At 74.2% G+C, this 14,352-nt stretch carries 15 protein-coding genes and 1 pseudogene; 14 read left to right on the top strand and 2 right to left on the bottom strand.

The window, feature by feature from the left end; genetic code table 11:
• Positions 1 to 63: 63 nt before the first annotated feature.
• Entirely contained in the window at positions 64 to 1,047 is a 984-nt protein-coding gene (locus B082_RS0104270) for an Lrp/AsnC family transcriptional regulator (RefSeq protein WP_018550579.1), read from the bottom strand.
• A gap of 125 nt (positions 1,048 to 1,172) precedes the next feature.
• Between B082_RS0104270 and B082_RS0104265 the strand changes: the two genes are divergently transcribed.
• The 9 genes from B082_RS0104265 to B082_RS38790 all read left to right on the top strand — a co-directional run bounded on the left by B082_RS0104265 (position 1,173) and on the right by B082_RS38790 (position 10,403).
• A complete protein-coding gene (locus tag B082_RS0104265) occupies positions 1,173 to 2,654 on the top strand; it encodes an MFS transporter (RefSeq protein WP_018550578.1) in 1,482 nt (493 codons plus the stop codon).
• 121 nt (positions 2,655 to 2,775) lie between these two features.
• Positions 2,776 to 4,623 carry a glutamine--fructose-6-phosphate transaminase (isomerizing) gene (gene glmS, locus B082_RS0104260; RefSeq protein WP_018550577.1) on the top strand — a complete coding sequence of 616 codons (1,848 nt, stop codon included), beginning with the start codon at positions 2,776 to 2,778 and terminating at the stop codon, positions 4,621 to 4,623.
• Between the two features lie 28 nt (positions 4,624 to 4,651).
• The gene (locus B082_RS0104255; protein WP_018550576.1) at positions 4,652 to 5,020 is read left to right on the top strand and encodes a holo-ACP synthase; all 369 of its coding nucleotides are present in this window, start codon (positions 4,652 to 4,654) and stop codon (positions 5,018 to 5,020) included.
• Positions 5,021 to 5,067: 47 nt separating this feature from the next.
• Positions 5,068 to 6,534 (top strand): bifunctional ADP-dependent NAD(P)H-hydrate dehydratase/NAD(P)H-hydrate epimerase, encoded by a 1,467-nt coding sequence (locus tag B082_RS0104250; RefSeq protein WP_018550575.1) that lies wholly within the window; start codon positions 5,068 to 5,070, stop codon positions 6,532 to 6,534.
• 42 nt (positions 6,535 to 6,576) lie between these two features.
• On the top strand, positions 6,577 to 6,963 hold the full coding sequence (locus B082_RS0104245) for a DUF488 domain-containing protein (RefSeq protein WP_018550574.1): 387 nt from the start codon (positions 6,577 to 6,579) through the stop codon (positions 6,961 to 6,963).
• Positions 6,964 to 7,048: 85 nt separating this feature from the next.
• The gene (gene alr / locus B082_RS0104240; protein ID WP_018550573.1) at positions 7,049 to 8,212 is read left to right on the top strand and encodes an alanine racemase; all 1,164 of its coding nucleotides are present in this window, start codon (positions 7,049 to 7,051) and stop codon (positions 8,210 to 8,212) included.
• A gap of 67 nt (positions 8,213 to 8,279) precedes the next feature.
• Complete coding sequence (locus B082_RS0104235; RefSeq protein ID WP_018550572.1) at positions 8,280 to 9,488, top strand: alpha/beta fold hydrolase; 1,209 nt, start codon at positions 8,280 to 8,282, stop codon at positions 9,486 to 9,488.
• Positions 9,489 to 9,514: 26 nt separating this feature from the next.
• Positions 9,515 to 10,063 carry a tRNA (adenosine(37)-N6)-threonylcarbamoyltransferase complex ATPase subunit type 1 TsaE gene (tsaE, locus tag B082_RS0104230; protein ID WP_018550571.1) on the top strand — a complete coding sequence of 183 codons (549 nt, stop codon included), beginning with the start codon at positions 9,515 to 9,517 and terminating at the stop codon, positions 10,061 to 10,063.
• A 130-nt stretch (positions 10,064 to 10,193) separates the two neighbouring features.
• Positions 10,194 to 10,403 (top strand): hypothetical protein, encoded by a 210-nt coding sequence (locus tag B082_RS38790; RefSeq protein ID WP_106435457.1) that lies wholly within the window; start codon positions 10,194 to 10,196, stop codon positions 10,401 to 10,403.
• A gap of 65 nt (positions 10,404 to 10,468) precedes the next feature.
• Here the strand turns inward: B082_RS38790 and B082_RS0104220 are convergent, their stop codons facing one another.
• The gene (locus tag B082_RS0104220) at positions 10,469 to 11,011 is read right to left on the bottom strand and encodes a hypothetical protein (RefSeq protein ID WP_018550569.1); all 543 of its coding nucleotides are present in this window, start codon (positions 11,009 to 11,011) and stop codon (positions 10,469 to 10,471) included.
• A 206-nt stretch (positions 11,012 to 11,217) separates the two neighbouring features.
• Between B082_RS0104220 and tsaB the strand changes: the two genes are divergently transcribed.
• The 5 genes and pseudogenes from tsaB (at position 11,218) to B082_RS37755 (ending at position 14,336) form a co-directional block, all read left to right on the top strand.
• Positions 11,218 to 11,865: a tRNA (adenosine(37)-N6)-threonylcarbamoyltransferase complex dimerization subunit type 1 TsaB gene (tsaB, locus tag B082_RS0104215; protein WP_018550568.1), complete on the top strand. Its 648-nt coding sequence runs from the start codon at positions 11,218 to 11,220 to the stop codon at positions 11,863 to 11,865.
• Positions 11,862 to 12,413 (top strand): ribosomal protein S18-alanine N-acetyltransferase, encoded by a 552-nt coding sequence (gene rimI / locus B082_RS0104210; RefSeq protein ID WP_018550567.1) that lies wholly within the window; start codon positions 11,862 to 11,864, stop codon positions 12,411 to 12,413. The genes tsaB and rimI overlap by 4 nt, the downstream gene beginning before the upstream one ends.
• Complete coding sequence (gene tsaD, locus B082_RS0104205; protein WP_018550566.1) at positions 12,413 to 13,519, top strand: tRNA (adenosine(37)-N6)-threonylcarbamoyltransferase complex transferase subunit TsaD; 1,107 nt, start codon at positions 12,413 to 12,415, stop codon at positions 13,517 to 13,519. The genes rimI and tsaD overlap by 1 nt, the downstream gene beginning before the upstream one ends.
• On the top strand, positions 13,516 to 13,800 hold the full coding sequence (locus B082_RS0104200) for a hypothetical protein (RefSeq protein ID WP_018550565.1): 285 nt from the start codon (positions 13,516 to 13,518) through the stop codon (positions 13,798 to 13,800). Before tsaD ends, B082_RS0104200 begins: the two co-directional genes overlap by 4 nt.
• 63 nt (positions 13,801 to 13,863) lie before the next feature.
• Positions 13,864 to 14,336, top strand: a pseudogene (locus B082_RS37755) (VOC family protein).
• Positions 14,337 to 14,352: the final 16 nt, after the last annotated feature.

Genomic DNA, 14,352 nt, shown 5'->3' with positions numbered 1-14,352 from the left:
GCCGGCAGAGGAACGCGCGTCTGTTCCCGAGCGGGCGAGAACGGCTTGAACCCTCGGCCCCCGCTACCCCCCGAACGGCCGGTACGTCAGCTGCTTCACGCGGCGCAGCAGCGGCATCGACTCCACGTGCTCGACGCCGTCGAGCCGGCCCAGGCGTTCGCTGAGGTAACGGTAGAGGTGGGCCGAGTCGCGGGTGATGACGACCGTCACCAGGTTGGACGGGCCCGTGGTGGCCGCCGCGTAGGCCACCTCGCGGTCGGTCGCCAGTGCCTCGCCCACCGTGTGCAGGGCGCGGGGGGCGGCCGTGACGCACAGCATGCTGGCGTTGCGGAAGCCCAGGTGGGCGGAGTCGAACTCCACGTCCACGTACAGCGCGCCGGTGGCGACGAGGCGGGCCAGGCGGCGCTTGACCGAGGATTCGGATCGGCCGGTCGCCCGCTGGAGTTCGGGGTACGTGGCCCGGCCGTCCCGTTCCAGCGCGGCGACCAGGGGCTCGTCGTCGGAGGTGATGACGGCGGGGCCGGGCGGGGCGGCGGCGGGGGGCGGGACGAGGGCGGCCGTCTCCCCGGGGGTCAGCGCGCCGCTCTTGTGGAGCCAGCCGGCGGGGCCCCCGTAGAAGCGGTGCAGCAGTTGGTGGGCGCGGATGTCCACGATGTGCGGGGTGCGCGGGAGCTTGCCGATGAGCAGGTCGTCGGCGGCGTCCCGGCTGCGGACGTTGACCGTGCACGTCACCTCCGTACCGCCCGAGGTCAGACCGATCCACGAGGTGTCGGAGCGTTTGGCCAGGGCCTCCGCGATGGCCATGGCGCCGTCGGGCGCGCAGCGCACCCGCAGCAGCCAGTGCTCGAACGACTCCTCCGAGGCCGCGCACCGCACCCCCACGACCCGCAGACCGGCCTCCGCCCGAAGCCTGCGGAAGCGGCGCGCCACCGTCTGGTCGGAGACCCCGAGCACGGCGGCGATCCGGCTGAAGGGCGCGCGGGCGTCCAGCTCCAGGGCGTGCAGGATGCGCAGGTCGAGGGCGTCTCCCCGGGTGGGTGATTCCACTGATTCGGGCCCCTTCCATGTCGGATTCCGCCGCCGGCCGGTCACTGGCTGGGGATTCGGGACGCGGCCGTCCGATCGTACGGGGGTGGCCGCCGGTCACACCGAAGCCTTGCGAGGAGAACGACATGCGTAAGTGGGGGCCGCTCACCGCGGTCTGTCTGGGGACGTTCATGCTGCTGCTGGACGTCACGATCGTCATCGTGGCACTGCCCGACATGGCGCGGGTGCTGCACGCGTCGCTCTCCGACCTGCAATGGGTCATCGACGGCTACGCCCTCGCGCTCGCCGCGCTGCTGCTCGGCACGGGCGCCGCGGCCGACCGGCTCGGGCGGCGCCGGGTCCATGTCGCGGGCGTCGTGCTCTTCGCCGTCGCCTCGCTGGCCTGCGGCCTCGCCTCGTCGCCGGCCGTACTGGTCGCCGCGCGCGGGGTCCAGGGGGTGGGCGCCGCCGCGATGTTCGCGACCACGCTGCCGCTGCTCGCCTCGGTGTACCGGGGCAAGGACCGGTCCGTGGCGCTCGGGCTGTGGGGCGCGGTGAGCGGGGGCGCCGCCGCGATCGGGCCGGTGGTCGGCGGGCTGCTGACCGAGGGGCCCGGCTGGCGCTGGATCTTCTTCGTGAACCTGCCGGTCAGCGTGGCCGCCATCTGGCTGACCCTCAGGACCGTGCCCGAGTCGCACGGGGCGCGCGACCGGCGCACCGACTGGGCGGGGACCGCCGCCTTCGCGGTGTTCGCGGGGGCCGCGACGTACGCCGTCGTACGGGCGGGCAGCGTCGGCTGGACCTCCGGGCAGACGCTTCTCACCTTCGCTCTCGCCGTGCTCGCCCTGCTCTGCTTCGTCGTCGTGGAACTGCGCGTCGCCCACCCGCTGCTCGACCTCTCGCTGTTCAGGACCTCCGCCTTCACGGGCGTGATGGCCGGGTCCCTCGCCTTCAACATGGCGGCCTTCGGCGTGCTGCCGTACACCTCGATCTGGTTGCAGACGGTCCTCGGGCTGAGCCCGGTCCAGGGCGGTCTGGCGGTCCTGCCGCTGGCCGCGACCGCGTTCCTGGTGGCGGCCGCGGGCGGGCGCCTGCTGCACGGGGCGCAGCCGCGCCTGACCATCGGCGTCGGGCTCGTCCTCATCGGCGCCGGCACCCTCGGTCAGGCCGTGCTCGGCGCGGGCTCCTCGTGGCCCGCGCTGATACCGGGCCTGGTCGTCGCGGGCATCGGCACCGGCCTGGTCTCCCCGGCCATCGCGGGCGCCGCGCTGGCCGCCGTGGAGCCGGAGCGGGCCGGCATGGCGGGCGGCGCGGTCAACACCTTCCGCCAGCTCGGATACGCCTTCGGGGTCGCCGTGCTCGGGACGGTGCTGACCTCCCGGATGGGGGAGAGCCTGGGCGAGGGCCAGTCCCACGCGCTCGCGGGCGGCGGCGCGGACGGGCTGCGCGCCGCCGGGGTCCCGGAGCACGCGCTGCGGGCGGCGTTCGCCTCGGGGCTGAATGTGGCGGCCGTGGTGGCCGGTGCGGTGGGGATCGTCGCGGGGGCGGCGGTGCTGCTGCTCGTCAAGGGCGGGAAGACGGCCGCCGCACCGGCCGGGCGGGAGCCGGTGCCGGTGCGCGCCGGGTAGGGCCTGTGCCGGTGCGTGCCGGGTAGGGCCGGTCCGGCGCAGCCGCCCCGTTGGCCCCGAAATGATGTCTACTTCTGCGACTATGCGAAGAATAGGGGCTGGTGACCAGGAAAGGACCACTATGTGCGGAATCGTGGGTTACGTCGGTGGGCAGTCGGCGCAGGACGTCGTCGTCGCGGGCCTCAAGCGGCTGGAGTACCGGGGGTACGACTCCGCCGGCATCGCCGTCCTCGCCGACGGCGGGCTGGCCGCCGCGAAGAAGGCCGGGAAGCTCGTCAACCTGGAGAAGGCGCTGAGCGAGCGCCCGCTGCCGGCCGGGAGCGCCGGGATCGGGCACACCCGGTGGGCCACCCACGGCGGCCCCACCGACGTCAACGCCCACCCGCACCTCGACAACGCGGGCCGCGTCGCCGTCGTCCACAACGGGATCATCGAGAACTTCGCCGCCCTGCGTGCCGAACTCTGCGAACGCGGCCACGACCTGCTCTCCGAGACCGACACCGAGGTCGTCGCCCACCTCCTCGCCGAGGCGTACAGCCGGAGCGGGGAGCCGGCCGAGGCGATGCGGCAGGTGTGCCGGCGGCTCGAAGGGGCGTTCACGCTCGTCGCCGTCTTCGCGGACGCGCCCGACGCCGTGGTCGGCGCCCGCCGCAACTCGCCGCTCGTCGTCGGGGTGGGGGAGGACGAGTCGTTCCTCGCCTCCGACGTCGCCGCGTTCATCGCGCACACCAGGTCCGCGATCGAGCTGGGCCAGGACCAGGTGGTGGAGCTGCGCCGGGAGGGCGTCGTCGTCACCGGCTTCGACGGGGAGCCGGCCGACGTCCGCGCGTACCACGTGGACTGGGACGCGTCCGCCGCCGAGAAGGGCGGCTACGCCTCCTTCATGCTCAAGGAGATCGCCGAGCAGCCCAAGGCCGTCACCGACACCCTCCTCGGCCGCATCGACCCCGAGGGCACGCTCCACCTGGACGAGGTGCGCATCACGCGCGGCGAGCTGCGGGAGGTCGACAAGGTGGTGATCGTCGCCTGCGGGACCGCGTTCCACGCCGGGATGATCGCCAAGTACGCCATCGAGCACTGGACCCGCATCCCCTGCGAGACCGAGCTGGCCAGCGAATTCCGCTACCGCGACCCGATCCTGGACCCGCACACCCTGGTCGTCGCCATCTCCCAGTCCGGCGAGACCATGGACACCCTGATGGCCCTGCGGCACGCCCGCGAACAGGGTGCGAAGGTGCTCGCCATCTGCAACACCAACGGCTCCACCATCCCCCGCGAGTCCGACGCCGTCCTCTACACGCACGCCGGGCCCGAGGTCGCCGTCGCCTCCACCAAGGCGTTCCTCACCCAGCTCGTCGCCTGCTACCTCGTCGCCCTCTACCTCGGCCAGGTGCGCGGCACCAAGTGGGGCGACGAGATCCGTACCGTCATCCGGCAGCTCTCCGAGATCTCCGGCTCGGTCGACCGGGTCCTGGAGACCATGGGACCGGTCCGCGAGCTGGCCCGGTCGCTGGCCGGCCACGACACCGTGCTCTTCCTCGGCCGGCACGTCGGCTACCCGGTCGCCCTGGAGGGCGCGCTGAAGCTGAAGGAACTCGCGTACATGCACGCCGAGGGGTTCGCCGCCGGAGAGCTCAAGCACGGGCCGATCGCGCTCATCGAGGACGGCCTCCCGGTCGTCGTCGTGGTGCCGTCCCCGGCCGGGCGCTCGGTGCTGCACGGCAAGATCGTGTCGAACATCCAGGAGATCCGGGCCCGCGGCGCCCTGACCGTCGTCATCGCCGAGGAGGGCGACGACGAGGTCGTCCCGTACGCCGACCACCTCATCCGCGTCCCGGCAACGCCTACGCTGCTTCAGCCGCTGGTCGCCACCGTGCCGTTGCAGGTCTTCGCCTGCGAACTGGCGACGGCCCGCGGCAACGAGGTCGACCAGCCGCGCAACCTGGCGAAGTCCGTCACGGTGGAGTGAACCGGCGGTCGGAAGTGAGGGCGGGTACGTGATCATCGGGGTCGGCATCGACGTGGCGGAGATCGAACGGTTCGACGCGGCGATGCGGCGCACACCGCTGCTGGCCGCGCGCCTCTTCGTGGAGGCGGAACTGCTGCTGCCCGACGGGGAGCGGCGCGGCATCGCCTCGCTGGCCGCCAGGTTCGCCGCCAAGGAGGCCCTCGCCAAGGCGCTCGGCGCCCCCGCCGGACTGCTGTGGACAGACGCCGAGGTGTACGTCGAGGACAGCGGCCGGCCCCGGCTCCGGGTGAGCGGCACGGTCGCCGCCCGCGCCGCCGAACTGGGCGTAAGGCAGTGGCACGTGTCGCTCAGTCATGACGCCGGGGTGGCGTCGGCGGTGGTGATCGCGGAGGGGTAGCGCGCTACGCGGCGCGCCCCCGGCGGTTCCTGCGTACGTTGGGTGGCATGCGTACCGCCTACAGCGTTGAGACCGTACGGGCCGCCGAACAGGCCCTCATGGCCCGGCTTCCCGAAGGCGCGCTGATGCAGCGCGCCGCCGCCGGACTCGCCGCCGCCTGTGCCGACCTGCTGCGCCGGGCGGGCCGGGTCTACGGCTCCCGCGTCGTCCTCCTCGTCGGCACCGGCGACAACGGGGGCGACGCCCTGTACGCCGGCGCCCGGCTCGCCCGGCGCGGGGCCGGGGTGGTGGCCGTACGGGCCGTCCACGGCCGGGCCCACGAGGGCGGCAGCGCGGCCCTGCTCGCGGCGGGCGGGCGCGTCGTGGACGGCGGGGAGAGCACCGCCCACCAGGACTGGGCCGGGCGCATCGACCTCGTCGTGGACGCCATCACCGGCATCGGCGGACGCGGCGGACTGCGGCCCGACGCGGCCGGACTGGTCAGGCGCTACACCGCGCACGGCGCGCCCGTCGTCGCCGTCGACCTGCCGAGCGGCGTCGAGGCCGACACCGGCGAGGTGCCCGGCGAAGCGGTGCGCGCGGACGCGACCGTCACCTTCGGGGCGTACAAACCGGCGCTGCTCGTGGACCCGGCCGCCGAACGGGCCGGGGCGCTGCGCCTCGTGGACATCGGGCTCGGCGCCGAACTCCCCGGCGTGCCCGACCTGGAGGCCCTCCAGTACGCGGACGTGGCGGCGCTGCTGCCCGTGCCCGCCGCCGAGAGCGACAAGTACCGGCGCGGGGTCGTCGGCATCGCCGCCGGGTCGGCCCGCTACCCGGGCGCCGCCGTGCTGGCCGTCTCCGGGGCGCTGCGCGGCGGGGCGGGGGCCGTGCGCTACGCGGGCCCCGGCGGCGCGGCCGTCATCGCCCGGCATCCCGAGACCCTGGTCCACGCGGGCCGCCCCGCGCGGGCCGGGCGGGTGCAGGCGTGGGTCGTCGGGCCGGGACTCGGCGACGGCACGGACGCTGTCGCGGCCGTCTCCGACATCCTGGCCACCGATGTGCCGGTGCTGGTCGACGCGGACGGGCTGCGGCTGCTGGACGCCGAGGTGGTCCGGGCCCGCACCGCGCCCACCGTCCTCACCCCGCACGCCGGGGAGGCCGCGGCGCTGCTCGGCGCCCGCCGCGAGGAGGTCGAGGCGGGGCGGCTCGCCGCCGTACGCGAACTGGCCGCCCGGTTCGGTGCCACGGTTCTGCTCAAGGGGTCGACCACCCTCATCGCCACCGACACCCCGCACACCCCGGTCCGGGTCAACCCGACGGGCACCGGGTGGCTGGCGACCGCCGGCAGCGGCGACGTGCTCTCCGGCCTCACCGGCTCCCTGCTCGCCGCCGGCCTCGCCCCGCTCGACGCGGCCTCCGCCGGCGCCTACCTGCACGGCCTCGCGGCCCGCCGCGCCGCGGACGGCTCCCCGCTCGCCGCGCTGGACGTCGCCGACGCCATCCCCGCGGCCTGGCGGGACGTCCGCGCCTGAGAGACGCTGGAGGCAGCAACCTCACACGAGAGGCGATCGGCCGTGAGCAGCAGCGACGACGTGCGCGTACGCCGGGTGTACGACCCCGCGGAGGACGGCGACGGAACGAGGGTCCTGGTCGACCGGCTGTGGCCGCGCGGGGTCTCCAAGGAGCGGGCCGCGATCGACCGGTGGCTCAAGGACCTCACCCCGTCGGACGAACTGCGCTCCTGGTACCACGAGGACCGCTCCGAGACGCGCTACGACGCCTTCGTGGACCGCTACCGCGCCGAACTCGCCGACCCGGTGCACACGGCGGCCGTGGACGAACTGGTGGGGCTGGTCCGCGAGGGCGGACCGGTGACGCTCGTCACGGCGGTCAAGGACGTCCCGCACAGCCACGTACCGGTCCTCGCCGACCACCTGGAACACGAACTGCACCACGCCTGACCTGCCCACGGAGCGGAAAGGCGCGCCCCGCCGGGCCCGGTGTCCCGCAGGCCGGGCCGTACGGCTCTGAGACACTGGGCGCGATATGAACGAGACAGCGTCCCTCAGAGCCCGTGCCGAGATCGACCTCGCCGCACTCCGCGCCAATGTGCGCGTGCTGCGTGCTCGGGCGTCCGGGGCGCGGCTCATGGCCGTGGTCAAGGCCGACGCCTACGGGCACGGCGCGGTGCCCTGCGCGCGCGCCGCGCTGGAGGCCGGCGCCGCCTGGCTGGGCACCGCGACCCCGCAGGAGGCCCTGGCCCTGCGCGCGGCCGGGCTCGAAGCGCCGATGATGTGCTGGCTGTGGACGCCGGGCGGGCCCTGGCGCGAGACGATCGAGGCCGGCGTCGACGTGTCGGTGAGCGGCATGTGGGCGCTCGACGAGGTGACCGCCGCCGCCACGGAGGCCGGGCGGCCCGCCCGTATCCACCTCAAGGCCGACACCGGCCTCGGCCGGGCCGGCTGCCAGCCCGCCGACTGGCCGGAACTGGTCGCCGCCGCCCGCACCGCCGAGCAGGCGGGCACGGTCCGCGTCACCGGCCTGTGGTCCCACTTCGCCTGCGCCGACGAGCCGGGCCACCCCTCGATCACCGCCCAGCTGGACACCTTCCGCGACATGGTGGCGTACGCGGAGAAGGCCGGCGTGGAGCCCGAGGTGCGGCACATCGCCAACTCCCCGGCCACCCTGACCCTCCCCGAGTCCCACTTCGACCTCGTGCGCACCGGCATCGCCATGTACGGCATCTCGCCGGGGCCCGAACTGGGCACCGCCGCCGACTTCGGGCTGCGCCCCGTCATGACGCTCGCCGCGTCCGTCGCCCTGGTCAAGCACGTACCGGCCGGCCACGGCATCAGCTACGGCCACCACTACACGACGGCAGCGGAGACCACGCTCGGCCTGGTGCCGCTCGGTTACGCCGACGGCATCCCGCGCCACGCGTCCGGCCGGGGCCCCGTCCTGGTCGGCGGGGTGCGGCGGACGATCGCGGGCCGGGTGGCCATGGACCAGTTCGTCGTGGACCTGGACGGCGACGAGGTGGCGGCCGGCAGCGAGGCGGTGCTGTTCGGCCCCGGCGACCGGGGCGAGCCGAGCGCCGAGGACTGGGCCGAGGCGGCCGGCACGATCGCGTACGAGATCGTCACCCGGATCGGCGGCCGGGTGCCGCGCGTCCACCGGGGCGCCGAGGACGGGGCCCCGGCCGGGGTCTGACCGGGCACGGTCCAAAGACGCCCGCGGGCCGGGACGGACCGACACGAGCGAGGAGGAGCGCGGCACGGTGAGCGAGATCAGCGCGGGTGACGCGGTGGCGACGGCCGCTTCCGCGGCCGGCTGGCGCCGGGCGGGAGTCGCCGGCGCCGCCATAGGCGTGCTCGCCGCCGGGGCGGCGGCCGGAGTCGCGGTCGAGCGGCTGACGGTCGGCCGGTCCATGCGCAAGCGTGCCCGGCTGGCCCTGGACGCCACCGGACCGTACGGCTCGCTGCGCGGGGTGCCGGGCCGGGCCACGGCCGACGACGGCACCGAGCTGTTCTACGAGGTGGACGAGATCGACGGGGCGGGGCCCGACGGCACCGCGTCCTCCGCCGCGGGCGCGGGCCCCCGCAGGCGCCGGCTCTTCGGACGCAAGGCGCCCGCCCCGGTCACGGTCGTCTTCAGCCACGGCTACTGCCTCAGCCAGGATTCCTGGCACTTCCAGCGGGCCGCCCTGCGCGGCATCGTGCGTACCGTCCACTGGGACCAGCGCAGCCACGGCCGCTCCGAGCGCGGCCGTGCCCAGGCCCGCGCCGGCGGCGGGGTGCCGGTCGGCATCGACCAGCTCGGCCGCGACCTCAAGGCGGTCATCGACGCGGCCGCCCCAGAGGGTCCGCTCGTCCTGGTCGGCCACTCCATGGGCGGCATGACGATCATGGCGCTCGCCGACCGGTACCCGGAGCTGATCCGCGACCGGGTCGCCGCCGTCGCGTTCGTCGGCACGTCGGGCGGGAAGCTCGACGAGGTCAGCTTCGGGCTGCCGGTCGCGGGCGTCAACGCGGTGCGCCGGGTGCTGCCCGGGGTGCTGAGGGCGCTCGGTTCGCAGGCGGAGCTGGTGGAGCGGGGACGGCGGGCGACCGCCGACCTGTTCGCCGGGCTGATCAAGCGGTACTCGTTCGGCTCGCGGGACGTGGACCCGGCGGTCGCGCGGTTCGCCGAGCGGCTCATCGAGGCCACCCCGATCGACGTGGTCGCCGAGTTCTACCCCGCCTTCGCCGAACACGACCAGAGCGCGGCCCTGTCCCTCTTCCGCGATCTGCCGGTCCTCATCCTGGCCGGCGACAAGGACCTGGTGACGCCCAGCTCGCACAGCGAGGCCATCGCGGACCGGCTGCCCGAAGCGGAACTGGTCGTCGTCCCGGACGCCGGCCATCTCGTGATGCTGGAACACCCGGAGACGGTGACCGACCGGCTCGCCGACCTGCTGGTGCGGGCGGGAGCCGTACCGGAATCCTGACGGCCGCGCCCGTATCGTTTCCGGACATGGAAGCAGCGCAGAACAGCCCGGCGGCCGCCGGGACCGCCGAGAACACCCCGTCCGCCGTCACCGTGGAACTGGCGGTCGACTCCCCCGAACAGATGGGGGCCCTGGGCCGCAGGCTCGCCTCCGTGCTGCGCCCCGGCGACCTCGTGATGCTTACCGGCGAGCTGGGCGCGGGCAAGACGACCCTGACCCGGGGACTCGGCGAGGGCCTGGGGGTGCGCGGCGCCGTCACGTCCCCCACCTTCGTGATCGCCCGGGTCCACCCCCCGCTCGGGGACGGGCCCGCGCTGGTCCACGTCGACGCGTACCGGCTGGGCGGCGGTCTGGACGAGATGGAGGACCTGGACCTGGATGTGTCGCTGCCGGATTCGGTGGTCGTCGTGGAGTGGGGCGACGGCAAGGTCGAGGAGCTGTCGGAGGACCGGCTCCAGGTGCTCATCGACCGCGCGGTCGGGGACACGGACGACGAGCGGCGCTCGGTGACGCTGCGGGGGGTGGGTGCCAGGTGGGCGGGGCTGCGCAACGAGTCCTGGGCACCCTGGGCCTGAGCGGAGCCGTTGTTTCCGACGCGGTGTCGGTAAAATGTTGCGCCGGACGGGGCAGGCATGGTCACATGGAGGACGAGAGCAGGTTAGGTCTGCCTAACCATGCCTTCCACCGGAGTACCAGGAGGCGTCCATGCCGGCATCCGAGCATGAAGCGCAGCCGCCGCGCGCGGTATCGATGAGCGCCCTGCTGGCCGCGGGAGCGGCGGCGAACGCGGTATCCACCCCACCGAAGACCCCGGCGGGCGACGAAGCCCCCGACCGCCCCGGGAACGGCGGCAAGCGGAAGCCCGGCCCGGCGAAATCCGGGCGCCCGGCGAATCCCGGCCCGTCCGGCGGCTGAGGACGCCTCCGACGGGTCCGGCGGCGGCACGCGGCCCCGCCCCCGCGGGCACCGCCCGGCCGGGCTTACGGAACCACGACCACCTTCACGCTCACCGTGGCGAACGTCCACATCGCGTTGCCGTCCTCGCGGGTCATCCGTACGCCGCCCGCCTTCAGGGTCGGGTCCGGCTCCTCCATCGAGCCGTCCTGGGCCGCGCTGAAGCCGATGGCCACGTCGTCCACCGAGGCGAACCGCACCACGTGCTCGATCGGCACCCCGTCGGAGCCCTGCACGGTGCCGGAGCGCGAGGTCACCGTGTAGGTGCCCGGCACGGCCGTCACCGCGCTCGGCATGACCTTGAACGTCCGGGACGCCTTGCCCTTCGCGTCCACCAGCCAGACCCGGCGGTCACTCAGGGCGTACACGACGCGCATCCCGGTGCCGGAGTCGGCGGGGACGGCGAGCGGGTCCTTCTTCGCCTTCGGCTCGGAGTGCCCGGCGCCGGCCGGAGCCGAGGCGCTGTTCGACGCCTTCGGCTTCGCGCCCAGATCGTCCGGCACGTTGGCGGAGGCCTGGTAGGCCAGGAAGCCGACCACGGCGACGGCCGCCGCGGTGAGCGCGGCCACGATTCCCGAGCTGCCCCTTGCCACCGTGCGTGCCTCTTTCGCTGTCGTGTGCCGTAAGGCGAGTGCCGTAAGTCGTACAAGCGTTTACACGTACTCCGCGTACAACCGGTGACGGTAGCAGCCGGGGTCGCCCGGAACGGGAAGCCGTACGGGGCGCGGGGCGGACCTCGCCGGAGCCGTAGGCTGTTTGCGTGCTCTTGCTCGCAATGGATACCGCCACCCCCGCCGTCACCGTCGCCCTGCACGACGGGACCCGCGTCGTCGCCGAGTCCGCCCGGGTCGACGCGCGCAGGCACGGGGAGCTGCTGCTGCCCGCCGTCGACCGGGTCCTCGCGGACGCCGGGGTGAAACTCGACGCCGTGACGGACGTCGTCGTCGGCGTCGGCCCCGGACCGTACACCGGGCTGCGGGTCGGCCTCGTGACGGCCGCGACGTTCGGTTCTGCGCTGTCCGTGCCGGTGCACGGGCTGTGCACCCTGGACGGCCTCGCGTACGCCGCAGGTCTCGACGGGCTCGAAGGGCCCTTCGCCGTCGCCACGGACGCCCGCCGCAAGGAGGTCTACTGGGCGCGGTACGAGGACGCCCGCACCCGGACCGAAGGCCCCGCCGTGGACCGGCCGGCCGACATCGCCGAGCGGCTCGCGGGCCTCCCCGTCGTCGGGGCGGGGGCGGTGCTCTACCCCGACGCCTTCCCGGACGCCCGCGGCCCCGAACACCTCGCGGCGGGCGCCCTCGCCGGCCTCGCCGCCGAACGCCTCGCGGCCGGCGCCGAACTGCTCCCGCCGCAGCCGCTCTACCTCCGCAGGCCCGACGCGCAGGTCCCGAAGAACTACAAGGTGGTCACCCCGCAGTGACCGCCACGACCGCAGTGCTGCGTGAGATGCGCTGGTGGGACATCGACGCCGTGCTGGAGCTGGAGCACGAGCTGTTCCCGGACGACGCCTGGTCGGCCGGCATGTTCTGGTCCGAGCTGGCGCACGCGCGTGGACCGGGGGCCACCCGCCGCTACGTCGTCGCCGAGGAGCCGGGCACCGGCCGGATCGTCGGGTACGCGGGCCTCGCCGCCGCCGGTGACCTCGCCGACGTACAGACGATCGGTGTCACCCGCGGCCACTGGGGCGGCGGACTCGGCTCCGAGCTGCTGACCGACCTGCTCAAGCACGCCACGGCCTTCGAGTGCGCCGAAGTGCTGCTGGAGGTCCGCGTCGACAACACCCGGGCCCAGAAGCTGTACGCCCGCTTCGGCTTCGAACCGATCGGCTTCCGCCGCGGCTACTACCAGCCGGGCAACATCGACGCGCTCGTCATGCGCCTCCACGTACACGAAGACGTACACGAAGACGTACGAGAAGACGTACGAGAAGACGTACGAGAAGACGTACGAGAAACAGAGACTGACTGATGGCTGACGAACCGCTCGTACTCGGCATCGAGACCTCCTGCGACGAAACCGGCGTCGGGATCGTCCGGGGCACGACGCTCCTCGCGGACGCCGTCGCCTCCAGCGTCGACACGCACGCCCGCTTCGGCGGCGTCGTCCCGGAGATCGCCTCCCGGGCACACCTGGAGGCGATGGTCCCCACCATCGAGCGCGCCCTGAAGGAGGCCGGCGTCAGCGGCCGGGACCTCGACGGCATCGCCGTCACCGCGGGCCCCGGCCTCGCGGGAGCCCTGCTCGTCGGCGTCTCGGCGGCCAAGGCGTACGCGTACGCGCTGAACAAGCCGCTGTACGGGGTCAACCACCTCGCCTCGCACATCTGCGTCGACCAGCTGGAGCACGGCCCGCTGCCCGAGCCCACCATGGCGCTCCTGGTCAGCGGCGGGCACTCCTCGCTGCTCCTGGCGCCCGACATCACCAACGACGTGCGGCCCCTGGGGGCGACCATCGACGACGCGGCGGGCGAGGCCTTCGACAAGATCGCCCGGGTGCTGGACCTCGGCTTCCCCGGCGGCCCGGTCATCGACCGGCTCGCCAGGGAGGGCGACCCGGCCGCCATCGCCTTCCCGCGCGGCCTCACCGGCTCGCGCGACCCCGCGTACGACTTCTCCTTCTCCGGCCTGAAGACCTCCGTCGCCCGCTGGATCGAGGCGAAGCGCGCGGCCGGCGAGGACGTGCCGGTACGGGACGTGGCCGCGTCCTTCCAGGAGGCGGTGGTGGACGTGCTCACCCGCAAGGCCGTCCGCGCCTGCAAGGACGAGGGCGTCGACCACCTGATGATCGGCGGTGGCGTCGCGGCCAACTCGCGGCTGCGGGCGCTCGCCGAGGAGCGGTGCGAGCGGGCCGGCATCCGGCTGCGCGTGCCGCGCCCCAAGCTGTGCACCGACAACGGGGCGATGGTCGCCGCGCTCGGCGCCGAGATGGTGGCCCGCAACCGGCCCGCCTCCGACCTGGACCTGTCCGCCGACTCCTCGCTGCCGGTCACCGAGACCCACGTCCCCGGCGCCCACGCCCACACCCACGACCACGACCACGTGCACGAGGTCAGCAAGGACAACCTGTACTCATGAGCGCCCCGGCCACCGCCCTGATGTGGGAGGCCCGCGCCACCGAGGGCCGGGGCGCCGAGCTGCTGGAGTGGGCCCGCGCCCGCGCCGCCGAGCTGCCCCGGCCCCCGCTGCGCGGCGAGCTCCTGCGCGCCCCGCAGGACCGGGTCCTGGTCATCACCTGGTGGGACGGGGCGTACGGCGACGAGCTGCCGGAGCTGCCGGAGCCGGACGCGTCCCTGATCACCCGCCCGGTGCACCGCTGGCGCTTCGAGTCGCTGGGTCCGGTGGCGCCCGGCCGATGAGTTCCGGGCCCGCCCGCGGTCTACCCTGCACGGCACTTTGCACCATTCGGTGAGGAGAAGACCATGCAGAAGGTCACCACGTTCCTGTGGTTCGACAAGAACCGGGCCGAAGAAGCGGCCGACTACTACATCTCCGTCATCGGCGGCGACTCCCGCGTGCTGGAGGTGACCCGCTGGACCGCCGCGTCCCCCGGCGAGGAGGGGACGGTGATGACCGTACGGTTCCAGCTCGAAGGCGCCGAGTACGTCGCGTTCGACGGCGGGGGCCCGAGTTCCCCTTCTCCGAGGCGGTCTCCCTCTCCGTCGAGTGCGAATCGCAGGAGGAGGCGGACCGGCTGTGGACCACGCTCACCTCGGACGGCGGGCAGGAGAGCCAGTGCGGCTGGCTCAAGGACCGCTTCGGCGTCTCCTGGCAGATCGTCCCGCCGGGCCTGGGCGAGGCACTGACCGACCCGGACCCGGAGAAGGCGGCCCGCGCGATGAAGGCGATGCTCGCCATGAAGCGGATCGACGTCGAGGCCCTGCGCAACGCCTGAACCCCGCGCGGCAGTT

It is taken from the genome of Streptomyces sp. ATexAB-D23 (genome assembly GCF_000373645.1).
GTDB classification, from domain to species: domain Bacteria; phylum Actinomycetota; class Actinomycetes; order Streptomycetales; family Streptomycetaceae; genus Streptomyces; species Streptomyces castrisilvae.
Note: the sequence above shows the minus strand (reverse complement) of the source record. Positions and strands in the feature narration are given on the sequence as shown.

Bases quoted from the DNA above. Each gene is read 5' to 3' on its own strand.
- B082_RS0104265 (WP_018550578.1), top strand. From the start codon at position 1,173: ATGCGTAAGTGGGGGCCGCTCACCGCGGTCTGTCTGGGGACGTTCATG.
- glmS (WP_018550577.1), top strand. From the start codon at position 2,776: ATGTGCGGAATCGTGGGTTACGTCGGTGGGCAGTCGGCGCAGGACGTC.
- B082_RS0104250 (WP_018550575.1), top strand. From the start codon at position 5,068: ATGCGTACCGCCTACAGCGTTGAGACCGTACGGGCCGCCGAACAGGCC.
- alr (WP_018550573.1), top strand. From the start codon at position 7,049: ATGAACGAGACAGCGTCCCTCAGAGCCCGTGCCGAGATCGACCTCGCC.
- tsaE (WP_018550571.1), top strand. From the start codon at position 9,515: ATGGAAGCAGCGCAGAACAGCCCGGCGGCCGCCGGGACCGCCGAGAAC.
- B082_RS38790 (WP_106435457.1), top strand. From the start codon at position 10,194: ATGCCGGCATCCGAGCATGAAGCGCAGCCGCCGCGCGCGGTATCGATG.
- tsaB (WP_018550568.1), top strand. From the start codon at position 11,218: ATGGATACCGCCACCCCCGCCGTCACCGTCGCCCTGCACGACGGGACC.
- tsaD (WP_018550566.1), top strand. From the start codon at position 12,413: ATGGCTGACGAACCGCTCGTACTCGGCATCGAGACCTCCTGCGACGAA.
- B082_RS0104200 (WP_018550565.1), top strand. From the start codon at position 13,516: ATGAGCGCCCCGGCCACCGCCCTGATGTGGGAGGCCCGCGCCACCGAG.